The sequence below is a fragment of the Stappia indica genome (genome assembly GCF_001696535.1).
GTDB lineage: Bacteria > Pseudomonadota > Alphaproteobacteria > Rhizobiales > Stappiaceae > Stappia > Stappia indica.
Window position 1 is genome coordinate 257,918 of sequence record NZ_MBQE01000002.1, and the last position, 16,751, is coordinate 274,668.

The 16,751-nt window shown below is 68.9% G+C and carries 15 protein-coding genes; 12 read left to right on the forward strand and 3 right to left on the reverse strand.

Going from position 1 to position 16,751, the window contains the following annotated elements; genetic code table 11:
• Window positions 1-8: 8 nt before the first annotated feature.
• Window positions 9-1,244, reverse strand: a complete 1,236-nt coding sequence (locus BBX35_RS09160) for a CaiB/BaiF CoA transferase family protein (protein WP_067218882.1) — start codon at window positions 1,242-1,244, stop codon at window positions 9-11.
• Window positions 1,245-1,831: 587 nt separating this feature from the next.
• On the opposite strand from BBX35_RS09160, the gene BBX35_RS23630 reads away from it, so the two are divergent.
• From BBX35_RS23630 to BBX35_RS09210, 10 genes are all read left to right on the forward strand, one after another.
• Window positions 1,832-2,059: a hypothetical protein gene (locus tag BBX35_RS23630; RefSeq protein WP_067218884.1), complete on the forward strand. Its 228-nt coding sequence runs from the start codon at window positions 1,832-1,834 to the stop codon at window positions 2,057-2,059.
• Window positions 2,060-2,291: 232 nt separating this feature from the next.
• Window positions 2,292-3,284 carry an MDR family oxidoreductase gene (locus BBX35_RS09170; protein ID WP_067218887.1) on the forward strand — a complete coding sequence of 331 codons (993 nt, stop codon included), beginning with the start codon at window positions 2,292-2,294 and terminating at the stop codon, window positions 3,282-3,284.
• Window positions 3,285-3,418: 134 nt separating this feature from the next.
• A complete protein-coding gene (gene aepX / locus BBX35_RS09175; protein WP_067218889.1) occupies window positions 3,419-5,038 on the forward strand; it encodes a phosphoenolpyruvate mutase in 1,620 nt (539 codons plus the stop codon).
• Between the two features lie 24 nt (window positions 5,039-5,062).
• On the forward strand, window positions 5,063-6,205 hold the full coding sequence (gene aepY, locus BBX35_RS09180) for a phosphonopyruvate decarboxylase (protein ID WP_067218893.1): 1,143 nt from the start codon (window positions 5,063-5,065) through the stop codon (window positions 6,203-6,205).
• Window positions 6,202-7,320: a 2-aminoethylphosphonate--pyruvate transaminase gene (locus BBX35_RS09185; protein ID WP_067218896.1), complete on the forward strand. Its 1,119-nt coding sequence runs from the start codon at window positions 6,202-6,204 to the stop codon at window positions 7,318-7,320. The genes aepY and BBX35_RS09185 overlap by 4 nt, the downstream gene beginning before the upstream one ends.
• A gap of 606 nt (window positions 7,321-7,926) precedes the next feature.
• Window positions 7,927-9,168 carry an aminotransferase class I/II-fold pyridoxal phosphate-dependent enzyme gene (locus BBX35_RS09190; protein ID WP_083206156.1) on the forward strand — a complete coding sequence of 414 codons (1,242 nt, stop codon included), beginning with the start codon at window positions 7,927-7,929 and terminating at the stop codon, window positions 9,166-9,168.
• Between the two features lie 60 nt (window positions 9,169-9,228).
• The gene (locus BBX35_RS09195; protein WP_083206157.1) at window positions 9,229-9,906 is read left to right on the forward strand and encodes a DUF4833 domain-containing protein; all 678 of its coding nucleotides are present in this window, start codon (window positions 9,229-9,231) and stop codon (window positions 9,904-9,906) included.
• Between the two features lie 89 nt (window positions 9,907-9,995).
• The gene (locus BBX35_RS09200; protein WP_067218901.1) at window positions 9,996-11,108 is read left to right on the forward strand and encodes an inositol-3-phosphate synthase; all 1,113 of its coding nucleotides are present in this window, start codon (window positions 9,996-9,998) and stop codon (window positions 11,106-11,108) included.
• A 2-nt stretch (window positions 11,109-11,110) separates the two neighbouring features.
• Complete coding sequence (locus BBX35_RS09205; protein ID WP_067218903.1) at window positions 11,111-11,950, forward strand: SDR family oxidoreductase; 840 nt, start codon at window positions 11,111-11,113, stop codon at window positions 11,948-11,950.
• Between the two features lie 11 nt (window positions 11,951-11,961).
• The gene (locus BBX35_RS09210; protein ID WP_067218906.1) at window positions 11,962-12,750 is read left to right on the forward strand and encodes a phosphatidate cytidylyltransferase; all 789 of its coding nucleotides are present in this window, start codon (window positions 11,962-11,964) and stop codon (window positions 12,748-12,750) included.
• 6 nt (window positions 12,751-12,756) lie between these two features.
• On the opposite strand, the gene BBX35_RS23635 is transcribed toward BBX35_RS09210, so the two are convergent.
• Window positions 12,757-13,236, reverse strand: a complete 480-nt coding sequence (locus BBX35_RS23635) for a phosphatidylglycerophosphatase A family protein (protein ID WP_067218909.1) — start codon at window positions 13,234-13,236, stop codon at window positions 12,757-12,759.
• Window positions 13,237-13,384: 148 nt separating this feature from the next.
• Between BBX35_RS23635 and BBX35_RS09220 the strand changes: the two genes are divergently transcribed.
• Window positions 13,385-14,608 carry an LptF/LptG family permease gene (locus BBX35_RS09220; RefSeq protein ID WP_067218911.1) on the forward strand — a complete coding sequence of 408 codons (1,224 nt, stop codon included), beginning with the start codon at window positions 13,385-13,387 and terminating at the stop codon, window positions 14,606-14,608.
• Window positions 14,609-14,611: 3 nt separating this feature from the next.
• A complete protein-coding gene (locus BBX35_RS09225; protein ID WP_067218914.1) occupies window positions 14,612-15,835 on the forward strand; it encodes an LptF/LptG family permease in 1,224 nt (407 codons plus the stop codon).
• An 81-nt stretch (window positions 15,836-15,916) separates the two neighbouring features.
• On the opposite strand, the gene BBX35_RS22785 is transcribed toward BBX35_RS09225, so the two are convergent.
• Window positions 15,917-16,672 (reverse strand): phosphocholine cytidylyltransferase family protein, encoded by a 756-nt coding sequence (locus BBX35_RS22785; RefSeq protein ID WP_171901416.1) that lies wholly within the window; start codon window positions 16,670-16,672, stop codon window positions 15,917-15,919.
• Window positions 16,673-16,751: the final 79 nt, after the last annotated feature.

Consider the following 16,751-nt stretch of genomic DNA (forward strand, 5'->3'; position numbering starts at 1 on the left):
GGCGGGCCTCAGCCCTTGCGCGACTGCACGGCCCCGCCCGCCTCCAGCGCGTCGAGCTCGGCCTCGTCGAGGCCGAGGACTCGGGCCAGCACTTCGCGGGTGTGCTCGCCCAGCATCGGCGGGGCGACCTTGTCGTTCACCGGCGTCTTGGAGAAGCGCAAGGGGCTGGCGACGCCCGGCACGGTTCCGCCGCTGCCATGCGGCAGGGCCGGGTTCATCAGCCCGCGTGCCTTGGCCTGCGGCTCCTCGAACACTTCGGCGATGGTGTTGATCGGGCCGCAGGGCACGGCGGCGGCCTCCAGGTCGGCGATCCACTCGCGGGTCGTGCGCGTCTTGATGATCTCGGCGACCATCGGCGCCAGGATCTCCCGGTGGGCGACCCGGTCGCGGTTGACGGCAAAGCGCGGATCGGCGGCCAGCTCCGGCCGGCCGGCGACCTCGCAGAAGCGGACGAACTGGCCGTCATTGCCGACGGCGAGGATCAGGTGGCCGTCGGAGCTGGCGAAGACCTCGTAAGGCACGATGGCGGTGTGGGCGTTGCCCATGCGCACGGGCGAGGTGCCGGAGACGAGATAGCTCAGCGCCTGGTTGGCGAGCGAGGCGACCTGCACGTCGAACAGGGCGATGTCGAGATGCTGGCCTTCGCCGGTGCGCTCGCGGTGGGCGAGGGCGCCGAGAATGGCGATGGTGGCGTTCAGCCCGGTCAGGATGTCGGCGAGCGCGACGCCCGCCTTCTGCGGCCCGCCGCCCGGCAGCGCGTCGCGCTCGCCGGTCACCGACATCAGCCCGCCCATGCCCTGGATCATGAAGTCGTAGCCGGCGCGCTGGGCGTAAGGCCCGGTCTGGCCGAAGCCGGTGATCGAGCAGTAGATCAGGCCGGGATTGATCTTCGACAGGCTGTCGTAGTCGAGGCCGTATTTCTTCAGCCCGCCGACCTTGTAGTTCTCGACCAGAATGTCGGACTTCTTCGCCAGCTCGATGATCAGCGCGCGCCCCCTCTCGCTGGCGATGTCGACGGCGACGGATTTCTTGCCCCGGTTGGCGGCCATGAAATAGGCGCTCTCGCCGGCCGCCGCCCCGTCCGCGACGAAGGGCGGGCCCCAGCCGCGCGTGTCGTCGCCGCTGCCGGGCCGCTCGATCTTGATGACGTCGGCGCCCATGTCGGCCAGCGCCTGCGTCGACCAGGGGCCGGCCAGGACGCGGGAGAGATCGAGCACGCGCAGATGCGACAGCGGGGCGGTCATGATCGGGAAACGCCTTCTTTCCTGAACGTCTGTCCTGCTTTCCTTCATCATGAAGAGCAGCAGGCTTCCCCCGGTCATAGCCCCGGCATCGCCATGCGTCCAATGACAAGCGGTAGAAATCCTATTCCGCCCAGTAGGGGACAGAACGGGATGGCGAGTGTTGTCTTTGCTAGATAGCTGAACCTAGGATGGCTGAAATGCATCTCATGATTGCTGATGTCACGGATGAAATTGTTTTTTCTTGAAGATTAGTTTGGGCTGGCTGCGAATTTTGAGGATTTCGCTATGATCGAGAGCATTTACTGGAAAGAGTATCTCGGCCAGATTGCCAAGTCACTGCGGCAAATGTCGAGACCTCCACGTCGGACAGAGCGAACCTGTGCCATCGTTGAGCGTGACATTGCGGTGGGATTCTTCATCGTGCGGCGGTTGATCGAAATAAATAAAGTGTCCTCCCGCACCACTAAGCGCCAGATTACTTGTTTTTCGTATCAACGGGTAAGTCGGTTACTGCCCTCAATCATACCGACTTGGAACGTCTGTACGATTTGAGACAGGAGGCGTCTCGCCGAAAGGCGCCGGCCTATGTGGCTAACCAGTTCATCCACGCCCGAACTTGCTTTCTTTTGCAAGATAAAAGTCGCAACTGGAGCGACTGCCTAGTCGTTTCTGACTATGACAAAGATGACTTTATTTGGCGAATACCCGTGACGGAGATAAAGGCTCTTTTTGAACTAGCGGCTGGCGATTTCCCCAATGAGGTCGAGGCGACGCTCAATACCAAAAAACAGGACTACGATATCACCACGAGCTAAGCCTCCTACAAACCAGTCTTTTGATACTCCACCTTGGGCGGAGATTGCGGCATGACACCAGCCCGACGAGTTCACAGTAAATCGGGCTTGCAACCCGCCTAGCCTGGGCCCGCCCCGTCGCGCAAGCCGGCAGGTAGAGGCGTGCCCGCGTCGCCGCGCCGCTTTTCATCCTTGCTGTTGGCCGGTACCAATGGGCGGAGAGATGAAAGACAGGTTCAAGGGGAGGAAAGCCATGAGCTTCAACGCGCTGGTCGTCGACAAGGACGAGGCGGGGGCCGTATCGGCCGGGGTCCAGGCGATCACGGAAGACCGTCTGCCGGAGGGCGACGTCACCGTTGCGGTCGAGTATTCGACGCTGAACTACAAGGACGGGCTGTGCCTCGGTTCCGGCGGCGGGCTGGTGCGCGCCTGGCCGCATGTGCCGGGCATCGACTTTGCCGGCACGGTCGAGACCTCCTCCGATCCGCGCTATGCGCCCGGCGACAAGGTGGTGCTGACCGGCTGGCGCGTCGGCGAGGTGCGCTGGGGCGGCTATGCGCAGAAGGCGCGGGTGATGGCCGACTGGCTGGTGCCCTTGCCGCAGGGCCTCACCACCCGCGATGCCATGGCGGTCGGCACGGCCGGCTTCACCGCCATGCTCGCGGTGATGGCGCTGGAGGATCACGGGCTGAAGGTGGGAGGCGGCCCGGTGCTGGTGACGGGGGCGGCCGGCGGCGTCGGTTCGGTCGCGACCGCGATCCTTGCCAGGCTCGGCCACGAGGTCGCGGCGGTGACCGGCCGGCCGGAGACGGAAGCCTATCTCAAGGGGCTGGGCGCCTCGCGCATCGTTGCGCGCGCGGACATCGCCGAAACGGTCAAGCGGCCGCTGGAGAGCGAGACCTGGGCGGGCTGCGTCGATGCGGTCGGCGGGGCGATGCTGGCGCGGGTGCTCGGGCAGATGAAATACGGCGCCTCGGTTGCCGCCGTCGGGCTGGCGGGCGGGGCGGCCCTGCCTGCGACCGTCGTTCCCTTCCTGCTGCGGGCGGTCAACCTGCTCGGCATCGATTCCGTCATGCGCCCCTATGAGGACCGGGTGCGGGCCTGGTCGCGGATCGCGGCGGACCTGCCGATGGACAAGCTCGACGGGATGGTGGTGCCGGCCCGCCTTGCCGACCTGCCGGAGCTCGGCAAGGCGATCCTTGCCGGCGAGGTGCGCGGGCGCGTCGTCGTCGACGTCAACGCCTGAGGGCGTTTCCCCGGCAGACGTCCGGTGCAGAAACGGACGGGGCCTCTCGCCCCGTCTTTTCTTTTGGCGGGCGCTTCGCTACCAATGAGCCGCCTTACGAACGGGCGCCGGCAGGCCGGCCGAAAGGAGTTGTTTTGCAAAAGCACGTCGCACTCGACCGCGCATCGGCGCCGGTCTCCAGGTTCACCCGCTTGCGCGAGCTGTTGCAGCGTCCCGATCTCGCCTTCCTGATGGAGGCGCATAGCGGCCTGTCCGCCAAGATCGTCGAGGAAGCCGGCTTCGAGGGCATCTGGGCCTCGGGCCTGTCGATGTCGGCGGCGCTCGGCGTGCGCGACAACAACGAGCTATCCTGGACCCAGGTGCTCGACATGCTGGAATACATGGCCGACGCCTCCAGCCTGCCGATCCTTGTCGACGGCGACACCGGCTACGGCAATTTCAACAATTTCCGCCGCTTCGTCGCCAAGCTGTGCGATCGCGGCATCGCCGGCGTGTGCATCGAGGACAAGATCTTCCCCAAGACCAACTCGTTCCTGGGCGAGAACCAGCCGCTCGCCGACATCGACGAGTTCTGCGGGAAGATCAAGGCCGGCAAGGACACCCAGAGCCATCCGGACTTCCAGATCGTCGCCCGGGTCGAGGCGCTGATCGCCGGCCGGGGCCTCGAGGAAGCGCTCAAACGCGCCCATGCCTATGCGGATGCGGGGGCGGATGCCATCGTCATCCACTCCAAGAAGAGCACCGCGGACGAGATCATCGAATTCTGCCGCGAGTTCGGCGACCGGGCGCCGGTGATCCTGATCCCGACCAAGTATTACCGCACGCCGACCGAGAAGCTGCGCGAGGCCGGCGCCTCGATGATCATCTGGGCGAACCACAACCTGCGCGCCTCGATCCGCGCCATGCGCGACACCTGCGCGGCCCTGCAAGAGCACCAGACCCTGCTGGAGGTCGAAAGCGACGTGGCGCCGCTCGGCGACGTGTTCTCGCTCGCCGGTTCGCAGGAGCTGGAAGAGGCGGAGAAGCGCTATCTTGCCGCCACCGCGCCGCGCCGCGCCATCGTTCTGGCCGCAACGCGCGGCGAGGAGCTCGGCGACCTGACGCTCGACCGGCCGAAATGCATGCTGCCCGTGCGCGGCACCTCGCTGCTCGGCCGCCAGGTCGAGGCGCTCACGCGCCACGGCGTTGCCGATATCCGCGTCGTCGTCGGCTATAAGGCGGATGCGGTCGAGGCGCCGGGCATCTCGCTGGTCGAGAACACGGAGTACCAGACCAGCGGCGAGGCGCAGTCCCTGTCGCTGGCGCTCGGCGAGGGCGACACTATCGTCTCCTATGGCGACATTCTCTACCGTCCGTTCTTCCTGGCGATGCTGGAGGACCGGGAGGAGGACATCGTGCTGGCGGTCGATCCGCGCGTTTCGGGCCGTGCGGGCCGCGACGCGGTCGCCTGCACGCTTCCCTTCTCCGACGATCTCGATCCGGACGCCGAGACGCCGCTGCTCAAGGGCTTCGTTGGTGAGGGCGGCGACGGCGAGTGGGTCGGCCTGATGCGGGCGAGTGCGGCGGGCGCTGCCCGCCTGCGCCGCACGCTGGACGAGATGGCAGCCGAGGGTAGCCTTGCCGGCGCCGATCTCGGCGCGGTGCTGACCCGCATGGCGGCGGCCGGCGAGCGCATCGGCATCGTCTATGTCACCGGCTTCTGGCGAAACGTGAACGACCTCATGGACCTGGCGCAGGCGCGCGATGCGGTCTGATCGGGCGGCAGGGAGAGACGGGCGATGATCGAGGCGGGCGACTTTCTTTCCGCGGCCAAGCGCCAGGGCATCGACTTCTTCACCGGCGTGCCCTGCAGCTTCCTGACGCCCCTGATGAACGCGGTGATCTCCGACCGCGAGGCCCGCTATGTCGGCGCGACCAGCGAGGGCGAGGCGGTGGCCATTGCCGCCGGCGCCTGGTGCGCGGGCCGCGAGACGGTGGTGATGTTCCAGAACTCCGGGCTCGGCAACGCGGTCAATCCGCTGACCTCGCTCAACCATCCCTTCGCCATTCCGACGCTGGTGATCGCCACCTGGCGCGGCGAGCCGGGGGTGAAGGACGAGCCGCAGCACGAGCTGATGGGCCAGATCACGCCGCAGCTCCTTGCGCTCGCCGGTGTCCATGGCGAGCCGTTCCCGCTTGCAGCCGCCGACATCGAGCCGGTGCTGTCGCGCGCGATTGCCCATATGCGTGCGACCGGCCAGCCGGTCGGGCTGGTGCAGCCGAAGGGCGCCATCGCGCCGCGTCCGCTCGACGAGGCGCGGGCCGAGCCGGCACCGCGCGTTGCGCCGGTCGACTTCGGCGGCGGGGCGAGCCTGCCGCGCCGCATGGACGTGCTGGCGCTGCTGCGCGACAAGCTTCCCGAAAGCGCCGGCCTTGTCGCCACCACCGGCCATACCGGGCGTGAGCTCTTCACCCTTCAGGACCATGCGGGCCATCTTTACTGCGTCGGCTCCATGGGCGGGGCCAGCGCCATCGGCCTTGGCGCCGCGCTCAACTGCGAGCGCGAGATCGCCGTGCTGGACGGCGACGGCGCGGCATTGATGAAGCTCGGCAACATGGCGACCATCGGCGCCGAGGCGCCGGCCCGCTACACCCATGTGCTGCTCGACAACGGCCGGCACCTGTCGACCGGCGGCCAGGCGACGGTCTCCGCGCATGTGGACTTCGCTTCGGTCGCGGCGGCCTGCGGCTACCGTTTCGCCGCGCGCGCCAGCGGCCTTGCCGAGGCGGGAGCTGCGCTGGATGCGGCGCTCGCCGTGCCGGGACCGCGCTTCGTGCATGTGAAGGTCGCCGCCGAGGAGGTCGCCGGTCTCGGCCGTCCGACCGTCGCCCCGCGCGAGGTCGCCCGGCGCTTCCGCGCCCATCTCACCGGTGCCGCATGAGCGCATCCACAGGCCCCGTCCTGCTGACGCCCGGCCCGCTGACCACCAGCGACCGGGTCAAGGCGGCGATGCTGCGCGACTGGGGCTCGCGCGATCCCGCCTTCACCCGCCTTGCCGGCGAGGTTCTGGAGCGTGTCCGCGATCTGGCCGGTGGCAGGCCGGGCGAGCATGTCTGCGTTCCCGTGCAGGGCAGCGGCACTTTCGCGGTCGAGGCGATGCTCGGCAGCATGCTGCGTCCCGACGAGCAGTTGCTGCTGCTGGTCAACGGCGCCTATGGCCGGCGCATGGCGGAGATCTGCCGTCGGCTCGGCCGCCCCTGCGACGTGGTCGAGGTCGCGGAGACCGAGGCGCACGATCCCGCGGCGCTTGCCGAAAGGCTCGCCGCCGATCCCGGCATTGCGGCTGTGGCCATCGTCCATTGCGAGACGACCTCGGGCCTGCTCAATCCGCTTGAGGAGATCGCCGCCGTGGTCCGGGCCGCCGGTCGGCGGCTGCTGGTCGATGCCATGAGCAGTTTCGGCGCGATTGCCGTCGACATCAGCGGCTGGGGCATCTCGGCGCTCGCGGCCAGCTCCAACAAGTGCCTGCAGGGCGTTCCCGGCCTTGCCTTCGTGGTCTGCCGGTCGGACGAACTCGCCGCCCGCCGCGGCGTCTCGGTCTCGCTGGCGCTGGATCTGGAGGATCAGGCGCGTGCCCTTGCCGGCGACGGCCAGTGGCGCTTCACGCCGCCGACCCATGTGGTCGCGGCCCTGCACGAGGCCCTGCAGGAGCTTGAGGAGGAGGGCGGTCCCGCCGCCCGGCTCGCCCGCTACACGGCGAACCGCGACACGCTGATCGCCGGCATGGCCCGCCTCGGCTTTTCCCCGGCGCTCGATCCTGCGCTGCAGGCGCCGGTGATCGTCTCCTTCCTGGAGCCGCAGGAGGATTGGTACGACTTTTCCGCCTTCTACGATGCGTTGGAATCGCGCGGCTTTGCCATCTACGCGGGCAAGATGAAGGCGCTCGGAACCTTCCGCGTCGGCACGATCGGGGCCATCGATTCTCTCATGATCGAGCGCTTCCTCGCGGCGGCTGAGGCAGTTGTGACAGAGCTGAAACAGAAATTGATCCGCTGATCTGGACTTGCGCGGGAACCGGTTGCGGTTTCGTACGTTATCGCCTTCCGGCAGCGATGCGCGCAGCGCCCGCCCGCGCCGCCGATGCGGCCGGCCCGCGGTGCCGACCGGCGCTTTTGCTTGCGAAACCGGTGGAGACGCAAGGTCCGGACCGGTCCTGCCGCAGCACGGCTCCGGCGAGGTTCCGTTACGAGATGCCCCTGTCGGCGGCAGCACCGTGCCGGGGGGCTTTCCCGCTCGCCCGCGGGCGCTTTCGGGGCGGCGGGCAGACGGCCCGCGTCCGTATCACCCCTCTCCCTTCGTCGGCTTACTCGACAGTTTCCAACCTTTCGGTTATTTAGCGATTTCCGTCTGAGTGGGGGCTTGGCGGCAGACTGCTCCTTGCAAGGGGGCTTGCAGGACAAGCAGGCAGTCGCCCGCCATTGTACCACCCGTGCCGGAATGCCGATGACCTCGACGACTGCCCGGAAATATGGGAGCCGGGCTCGACATGTCCTGCAAGTCGCCATCCGAGGCGCGCCGACTGTGCTGCAGGTGTCGGCTCCTGATAAATTGAGACAGCTCGAACGGTCTTCGATCCTGGTTCGGGCTTGGGGGTAAGCAAGAATGAAGCCTGATCGGCCGAGCTTTTCCGTTGTCGCTGAGCGCCGCTTTCGTCTGGCCGGCAAGGCGATCATCGAGCAGCACAATCCGTATTTCCTCCCCGTCGACCAGCAGCGCGAGATCTGCGAGCGCAACGGCATCCCCTTCATCAGCTTCGCCCATTACGACTATCTGGGCCTGAGCAACCATCCGGACGTGATCGAGGCGGCGAGCACCGAGCTGCACCGGCTCGGCACCGGCGTCGGCGCCTCGCGCCTCGTCGGCGGCGAGCGTGCCGGCCACCGCGCCTTCGAGCGCGAGCTGGCGGACTTCCTCGGCGTCGGTGACGTGATGTCGCTGGTCAGCGGCTATCTGGTCAACGTCTCGCTCATCAACTTCCTGATGGGCCCGCGCGATCTCGTGCTGATCGACGAGCTGGCCCACAACTCGATCTTCGTCGGCGCCAAGAACGGCCGCTACGACCATCGGGTCTTCAACCACAACGACCTCGACGATCTCGAGCGCCAGCTCGAAGAGGTGCGCGGCCAGTACCGCAACGTGCTGATCGTCGTCGAAGGCCTCTATTCGATGGACGGCGACATTCCCGACCTGCCCCGGCTGGTCGAGATGAAGGAGGCGCACGACGCCTGGCTGCTCGTCGACGAGGCGCATTCCTACGGCGTGCTCGGCGCCACCGGCCGCGGCCTGTGCGAGCATTTCGACATCGACCCGCGCCGCATCGAGCTGACCGTCGGGACCCTGTCCAAGTCCTTCGTCTCCTCCGGCGGCTTCATCTGCGCCGAGCAGGGCGTCATCGACTGGCTGCGTTTCACCCTGCCGGGGTTCGTCTACAGCGTCGGCCTGTCGCCGGCGACGCTCGGCAGCGCCCATGGCGCGCTGACGCAGCTCAAGGCCGAGCCGCAGCGCGTGACGCGCCTGCACGAGAACTCGCTCTACTTCCGCGATCATGCCCGCTCCATGGGGCTGAACACCGGGCCGGCCATCGGCTGCGGTGTCGTGCCGATCCTGTTCTCCAGCCCGATGCAGACGATGATCGCCTCGCAGGCGCTGCTGGAGCAGGGCGTCTACGCCCCGCCCATCGTCCAGATCGGCGTGCCGAAGGACCAGCCGCGCATCCGCTTCTTCCTGTCGGCCGCCCATACGCACGAGCAGATGGACAAGGCCATCGCCATTGCCGCCGCGGTGGCCCATGGCGAGGGTTCGGCGCAGGCGGAGCTGCTGCAACAGGCCGTCGCCGGCGCCTGACGCCGGCCGGGCCGGAACAATCGGGGCACGGGGCGCGCACCGAGCGGAGTTGGCATCGCCATGACAGCTGACGAACGGGCCGGCATCCAGCCGGATCAACCGCGGACGACCCCTGCCGGGCGTTCGCTTCGCCTCACGGGTTTGCTTCTTGCCGCGCTTGTCGCCCTGTCGCCGGCGGCGCAGGCCATCGAGGGAACCCGCATCACGCCCGGCTCCGGGCAGAAGGCGCGGGGCTCGGTGGTCAGCGAGGTCGCGACCCTGCCGGTGGTGCGGCCGGAATTTCCGGTGCCCAGCGATCCGGGCCAGGTCTTCTATCTTCAGCGCTCCAGCAACGCCAACACGGTGGTCTATGCCGCCCGCTTCACGCAGGACGGCAAGCTCGACCCGCGCGAGCCGCTCGTCGCCTATTGGCGCCGGTTCAACACGACCGGCGAGCAGCTGCCGCTGAAGATGATCGAGGACAGTTTCGCCTTCGGCGTGCGCTCGCGCGCCACCAGCGATCCGGACGTCTTCCGCATCCACATCGTGTCCTATTCCGAGCGGCCGGCGACCTTGCGCCTGGTCGAGCCGGGCCGGGCCGAGCTTCTGCTTCCCGTCGGCGGGCGCACCATGCGCATGGCCTATGCCTATGCCGATGTCGACGAGAGCGGGCTGATGCCGAGCGTGCGCGAGGTGCTGGTGATGGGGCACGACGCGGACAGCGGCAAGCCGCTGGTCGAACGGATCGAGATCGAGTAACGCTTGCCGCGCCGGCGAGGCCGGCAGCAAGCATCCAATTGAGCGGACGGCGAGCCCGTCCGGGCAGGGTTCGGGGGTAACCAGACAGTATGAGCGCTTCTTCCGCGAAAACGATCCGCACCGCGATTGTCGGTGCCGGCAATTGCGCAAGCTCGCTGGTCCAGGGCGTGGCCTATTGCCGGGCGCTGGGCGACGAGGCGGTGGGCGTGCCGTTCCCGGTGCTTGGCGGTTACCGGCCGGAAGACGTCGACATCGTGCTCGCATTCGAGGTCGATGCGCGCAAGGTCGGACGCACTGTCGGCGAGGCGGCCGTTGCCCTGCCGAACTGCACCGAGATCTTCCACAAGGACCTTGGCGGCATGACCGCGCCGGTGCTGCGCGGCCCCGATCTCGACGGCGTTTCCGCCTTCATGCGCAACCAGGCGCCCGACCGCAGCTTCGTCGTCTCCAGCGCGCCGGCGCTCGACAAGGCCGGCATCGTCGCCGCCCTGCGCGAGGCGAAGGCCGACGTGATGATCAACTTCCTGCCCGTCGGCTCGGTCGAGGCGACGCAGTTCTACGCCGAATGCGCGCTGGAAGCCGGCTGCGCCTTCGTCAACGGCATTCCGGTCTTCATCGCCTCCGATCCGGTCTGGGCCGCGCGCTTCCGCGACGCCGGCGTGCCGATCGTCGGCGACGACTTCAAGGCGCAGTTCGGCGCGACGATCACCCACCGGGCACTCGCCCGCCTCGCCGACATGCGCGGCGTCAAGGTCGACCGCACCTATCAGCTCAATGTCGGCGGCAACACCGACTTCCTCAACATGATGGACATGGACCGCCTGGCGATGAAGCGGGAGTCCAAGACCGAGGCCGTGCAGACCGCGATGAACGCGCGGCTCTCCGACAGCGAGATCCGCATCGGCCCGTCGGACTACGTGCCGTGGCTCAACGACCGCAAGGTCGCCTATGTCCGTCTCGAGGGCCGGCTGTTCGGCGGCGTGCGCACCCATGTCGAGATGCGGCTGGAAGTCGAGGATTCCCCCAATGCCGCGGCCATGGCCCTGATCGCCATCCGCTGCGCCAAGATCGCCGCCGACCGCGGCCTTGCCGGCCCGGTCGAGGATGCAAGCGCGTTCCTGTTCAAGCATCCGCCGCTGCAGATCGAGGATGCCGAGGGCTACGACCGCCTGCTCGCCTTCGCCAACGGCGAGGCGGCCTGACCATGGCGGCCGCCGCGACGGGGGCAGGACTGCTCGGCGCCGCCGGGCGTCCCGTCGCCCTGATCACCGGCGGCAGCAGCGGCATCGGCCGGGCCATGGCCCTGTCGCTGGCGCGCAAGGGCTTCGACCTCGCCCTCGTCTCGCGCGGGGCCGAGCGACTCGAAGCCGCCCGCACCGAGATCTCCGCCGCCGTTCCGCAGGCGCGCATCGCGGTGCGCACTGCGGATGTCGGCGATGCCGACCAGGCGCGCGAGGCCGTCGCCGGTATCACCGCCGAGCTCGGCGTGCCGCGCTGGGCGGTGATGAATGCCGGCGTTGCCCGTCCGGGCCGCTTTCTCGAACAGCCGCTCGACGATCATCTGATGCAGATGCGCACCAACTATCTCGGTGCGCTGCATGTCGCCCATGCGCTTGCACCTGCCATGGCGGATGCGGGCGGCGGGCGGATGATCTTCGTCTCCTCGGGTGCGGCCTTCTTCGGCATCTACGGCTACGGCGCCTATGCGCCCTCGAAATTCGCCATGCGCGGCCTTGCCGAGGTCCTGCGGGTGGAGCTTGCCGACCGCGACATCTCCGTGACGCTCGCCTATCCGCCGGACACCGACACGCCGCAGCTGGTCGCCGAGAACGAGACCAAGCCGGCGGCCACCAAGGCGATCACCGCAGGCGGCGGCCTCTGGCCGGCCGAGCGGGTGGCGGAAAAGATCATCCTCGCCGCCGAGAAGGGCCGCTTCACCGTTGCGCCCGGCCTGCAGATGCAGCTGCTCGCCCGCGGTCACAGCCTGCTGTCGCCGGCCCTGCGCCTGTGGCAGGCGCGCGTTGCCCGCTCGCACCGGGACTGAGCTCGGCTCTCATGACGCCTTCCTCCATGATGCCGGCCCTCGTTCCCCTCGACATCGCGGCGCTTGCCGTTCTCGTCTGCCTTGCCATCGGCGGCGTGCTGCTGGCGCTCGGCAGCCTCGTCCCGGCGACGGCGCCGCAGGCCCGGCCGCTCTGGCCGGTCTACGGCACGGAACTGGTGATCGTCGGCGGCGGGCTCGGGCCCTTCGTTGCCGGCGGGCTGGTCCTGTCGATGGCGCTGGCGGGGCTTGCGGTCCGCGTCGCCTATGAGGCGGCCAGCGTTGCCTGGCGGCGGCACCTGCGTGCCGGCGGGACGGTCGGAACCGCGCGCCTTGCCGGCGAGGTGCTGCTGTTTCCCGGCCTGCCGCTGGCGCTGTTCGTCGCCGTCGGCATCGAGCCGGCCAATGCCGGCGTGCTGGTGCTCGCCTTCCTGCTGGTCGAAACCTATGACAGCTACGCCCTGTTCGGCGGCAAGCTGTTCGGCCGGCATCCGGCGTTCCCCCGGCTCAGCCCGCGCAAGACCGTCGAGGGCCTTGCCGTCGGCGCGGCGATGCTGGCGCTGACGGCGGCGGTCGCCGGTCCCCTGCTGCTCGGCTGGTCGCTCGGCCTGTCGCTGGCGGCCGCCGCCGTCATTGCGGTCGCCGCGGTGGTCGGGGATCTCGCCGGCTCGCGGCTGAAACGCGCCGCGGGCGTCAAGGACTACCCGCAGGTGCTGCCGCGCCAGGGCGGGTTGCTCGACATCGTCGATGCCTGGCTGATCGCCGGCCCGGCATTGGTCGCCCTGCTGCGCCTTGCCCCGTAAGCTGCGTCAGCTTGCGAGGAACCAGGCGATGGGGCACAGGACCAGGATCGCGTAGAGCGCTGCGGCGGCATCGTCCAGCATGATGCCCATCCCGCCGGTCACCTTGTCATGCGCCCAGTTCACCGGGAAGGGCTTGAGGATGTCGAAGGCGCGGAAGGCGACGAAGCCGGCGATCCACCACAGCGGCTCGGCCGGCAGCGCCAGCACCACGGCAGCGGCGCCGAAGCTCTCGTCGATCACCACGATCTGCGGATCCTCGGTTCCGGTTGCGTCGGCAACGACCCCGGAGGCCCACACGCCGACGACGAACAGGGCGGCCAGGCCGGCGATCTGCAGCGGCACGGAGAGCATGGCAAGGCCGGCAGCCAGGACGAGGCCGACGACGGCGCCCACCGTTCCCGGCCAGACCGGCGACAGGCCGGCGCCGAAGGACAGGGCCAGGACATGGCCGAGCCGCTGGCTCGGCTTATGGACAAGACGGGACATTGCGGCCGGCCTATGATGAGGATCGGAATCGGAACCGCCGACGCAGAGAGCCTGCCCGGCGGGCTGGGCCATAGCATGAATTGCGACGAGGAGCGATGCAGGGCGACATGCGGAACGGGGCGATCTGCCGGACGGAGTGCGGGGTAAGGTGAGACCGCTTGCCTCTCTCGCCGCGCGGTCCCTGTTCGCGCGCGTGCTCGGCCGGGTGGTGCTCGTCGTTGCCATCATCGAGGTCGTGTTCCTCGCCGAGAAGCTGACCGGCATCCTCGAAGAGGTGCTGGGCAATGGCGGCAACCTGCTCTACGCGCTCGCGGTTCTCGGCCTCACCTCGCCGGAGATCTTCGACTTCGCGCTGGCGCTGGCCTGCGTCATCGGCGGCTATTTCGCCTTCGTCGCCGCGCGAGAGGAGCGCGAGCTGGTCGCCCTGTCGGCGGCCGGCGTCTCCTGGGGTCTGCCGGTGCGCGTCGCGCTCTCCCTCGGCGCGCTCGCCTTTCTTGCCAGCCTCGCGGTCTCCGGCGTCATCGACCCGCTGGCCCGCAATGCCACCCGCACCGTGATCTTCCAGCTCAAGAGCGAGCTGCTGTTTTCCCGCATCACCGGGCCGAGCGAGGGCACCCTGGTCGAGACCATTCGCGGGCGGACCTTCGCGGCCCTGTCCGACACTTCCGTCACACCGCCGCACGAAAGCCTCTTCGTCCACCAGCCGGGCGAGGCGGGCCGCTGGCGCGTCACCCAGGCCGCCGACTGGAAGCTCGCCGGGCCGGACGAGGAGGGCAATTACAGCCTCGGGCTCGGCCGGGTGATCGCCTACGATTTCGTCCGGGTGGAGACGCGCGAGGGCGCCGGCATGCTGCGCCAGGGGCGCGGGCCGAACCTCTTTGCCGTCGGCCGGCCGGACGTCGCCAACATTCCCGCGCTCCCCCAGGTCAAGGTCGAGAACGTGTCGCTGCCGGTCAGCCTCGACAACATCCTCAATCATGCCCTGCGCAGCGACGTCGCCGAGGAATGGACCGTGTTCGAGGCGTTGAGCGAGGGCCAGGCCGCCGGCGAGACCGGCCGCGAGGCGCTGAAGATCGCCGGCGAGCGCCTGTCGCGGGCGATTGCCGTCTTCGTCGCGCCGCTGCTGGCGCTGCTCGCCTGCGTCTTCGCCGGGCGCGGCGTCTTCGGCTTCCTGTCGCTGCCCGTTGCCTGCGGTGCGCTGCTCGCCTTCGACATCGTCTTGCGCGGTGCTCTCGGCCGACTGGCGGCGGACCAGCCGCAGGCGCTGGCGATGGTCGGCCTTGCCGCTGCCCTGCTGGTGCTGCTGGTCGCACTCGCCGGCATTCGCGCCCGCGCCGCCGTGCTGCTGCGCCCGGTCAACGAGCGGGCCTGACCCATGCGTGCGCCCGGCTCCGCCCTTCCTCTGTTCGCGTCCGGCGCCCTGCCGGCAGCCCGGCGGCGCACGCCCGTCTTCGGGCTGATCGGCCGACGGATCCTGGCGACGCACCTGAAGGCGGCGGCGCTGGTCATGACCATGTTCCTGATCGTCGCCTTCGCCATCGATTTGGCGCAGACGCTCGACGGGGTGCTGGCGCGGGCCGACGAGCTGGGGCGCTCGCGCGTTCTTCTGGTCGCGACCTATCTTGGCTACCGCGCGGTCGACATCGCAACGCGGCTGTTTCCCGTCGCCTGCTTCATCGGCGTCTTCGCGGCCGAGCTGATGCGCCTGTTCAACCGCGAGACCACGGTGATCGCCGCGGCCGGCTGGTCGCCGCGCCAGACGCTCTTGGTGGTCTGCCTGTTCGCGCTGGTCACCGGCGCGCTGCAGTTTTCGCTGGAGCGCTGGTGGCGGCCGGCGGCGGTCTTCGCCCAGGCCGAGCTGCAGCTCGGCGGCTACGGCCGGCGCTTTGCCGACGGCGATCTCGGCGAGCCGAGCTGGTTCGTCGTCAACGGCGCGGTGCTGAAGGCGCGGGTGATCCGCAGCGCCGCGCCGGAGCTTGCCGATGTCGAGCTCTATCGCGGGGTGGTCGCCGGCGACCTTCGCGACGTGATCGTCGCGCGCCACGGCGTGCCGGCCGACCGGCCCGGCTTCTGGCGCTTCACCGATGTCGACCTGTGGGCGCGCCTGCCCGGCGAGGACCAGTCGCGCCGCGACGGCGCGCCGCCCGCCTACGCCCAGACCTCGCTCTACCTCATCAGCCAGTATCCGAGCCTGGAGCTGCGGCTCGACATCGTGCCCGAGGTGCTCTCCTTTTACGACATCGCCGCCTTCTACCTGCCGCAGGCCCCGCTCGAGGTGCTGGCGCGCGACACCAACCCGCTGAAGGGGCCGGATGTCGACGCGGCGCTGTGGCGGCGCTGGGCGGCGTTCTTCCTTCCCGGCGCCTACGCGCTGCTGGGCGCGAGCCTTGCTCCGGTGGCGGGGGCAGGGCGCGTCGTCGCGCCGCTGCGTATCCTCGTTCTGGCGCTTGCGGGATATCTCGCCCTGGTCGCGACCAAGGTCTCCTGGGCGATGGGTGAGATCGGGGTCCTGTCCGGTTTCACCAGCAGCTGGCTGTCGATTGTCCTGGCGCTCGTCGGGGTGCTCGTGGCGCAGCGGATGCTGTCGCGGCCGCATTGAGCGGTTTGCGCAGGCCGTCTCGAAATTTCGCGATTTCGAGACGGAATTTTGCAAAATCCGTCTCAAAATTTCGGGCGGGGATCAGCCCTTCCGGCGCGCCGCCTCGATGCGGGGATAAACCTGTTCGGCGGCCCGGGCGAGCATCGCCTCGTTGTCGACCTCGGCCCAGGCGAGATCGTCGATCCGCGGCACGATGACCGGCTGGCTCTGCGCCAGTTCGACGACGCCGCTCTCGTAGTCGGCCATCGGGTCGAGGGCGATCAACTGCGGGCCGATCTCCTGCATCCGCGCCACCGCCTCGCCCGTCAGGTAGGTCAGGCCGACCAGCTCGCCGTAAGGCGCGTCGTGCCAGCGGTCGATCAGCTTGGACATGTCGCGCAGGCAGGGCCGACCGGAGCGGTCGTCGATCCACACATGCACCTCGTCGCCCGCCCCGGTCTTGCCGGAGGTGAGCAGCGCAGGCGTCTCCGGCTCGGCAATGGCGGCGGCGACGGCGCGCGGCTCGAACACCAGATCGGATTCGAGGACAAGGCAGGGGCCGTCCAGCCCCTCCAGCCCCACCATCAGGCTCTGCAGCGAGCCCTTGGTGGCGAAGTTGCCGTTGTGCTGCAGGTCGAGCGAGGGCCGGCGGCTTGCCGCCAGCTCGCGGTAATGCTCGGCGAGATGGCCGGTGACGACGCGGATATCCGTGATGCCGTGCATCGCCAGCGTGTCGATCGCGTCTTCCAGAAAGCTCTGGGTCCCGAGCGAGATCAGGCCCTTGGGCGTCATCTGGCCGCGCTCGCCCATTCGCACGCCGCGACCGGCGGCCAGGAAAACTGCTTTGATAGTGGGCATGGATCGACCGGAATGTGATAAAGGCGGTCCACTAATAGGGGAGCGCCGGGCCGCGGGCAATAGCCGGCTGGCTGGAGGG